At 48.1% G+C, this 1062-nt stretch carries 1 pseudogene; it reads left to right on the plus strand.

The features are described from left to right. Positions 1 to 55 precede the first annotated feature (55 nt). A pseudogene (vmeK, locus tag R7Q38_RS24685) lies at positions 56 to 1062 on the plus strand (multidrug efflux RND transporter permease subunit VmeK); the annotation flags it as partial.

Consider the following 1062-nt stretch of genomic DNA (forward strand, 5'->3'; position numbering starts at 1 on the left):
TGCGAATAAAGTCGGTGATGTCGCTGCCGATGCGGCCGAAAAATAGGGAGGCAGCATGTTTAGTATAATTGACGCTGCGTTATCCCGATCAAGAACGATGTTGACCTTGTTGGTGATGATCCTCATCGCAGGGGTCATTACTTACGTCACCATCCCAAAAGAATCTAGTCCCGATATCACTATTCCTATCATTTACGTCTCTGTTGGGCATCAAGGCATTTCTCCAACTGATGCTGAGCGTTTACTGGTTCGTCCTATCGAACAAGAACTGCGCTCAATTGAAGGGGTGAAAGAGATGGCATCGGTTGCCTCCGAAGGCCACGCCTCAGTCACTTTGGAGTTTAGCGTTGGCGTGGATCTCGATAAAGCGATGGCGGATGTTCGCGACGCGGTCGATCTGGCGAAACCTAAGTTACCTGCAGACAGTGATGAACCGACGGTCAATGAAGTTACTTTTGCTTCAGAGGAGCCTGTTTTAACCGTTGTGCTTTATGGCACGGTGCCAGAGAGAACCATTGTTCAAATCGCACGAACGTTGCGTGACAGATTAGAAAGCTTCCGTCAGATCTTGGAAGTCGATATTGCTGGTGATCGTGAAGATATTGTCGAGATCGTCGTCGATCCGCTTTTAATGGAAAGCTATGGATTGGATCAGGCCGATATCTATAACTTGATCGCACTAAACAACCGAGTGGTTGCGGCTGGTTTTGTCGATACTGGATATGGGCGCTTTTCGGTCAAAGTTCCGTCGGTGTTTGATTCTCTGAAAGATGTTCTCGAATTGCCTATCAAAGTGAATGGCAAAGAAGTGATCACCTTTGGTGATGTGGCCACAGTTCGCCGAGCGTTTCGTGATCCGGAAAGCTTTGCCCGCTTGGATGGTGAGCCTGCCATTGTGCTTGACGTGAAAAAGCGTGCTGGCGAGAACATTATTGAAACCGTCGCGTTAGTTAAAGAGGTGATTGCTCAAGGGCAACTGCGTGCAGAGTGGCCAAGTAATTTGCAGGTTAAATACACTTGGGATCAGTCGGATGATGTCAAGCTGATGCTTAGTGATCTGCA

It is taken from the genome of Vibrio sp. Vb0598 (assembly GCF_033338935.1).
Taxonomy (GTDB): Bacteria; Pseudomonadota; Gammaproteobacteria; order Enterobacterales; family Vibrionaceae; genus Vibrio; species Vibrio alginolyticus.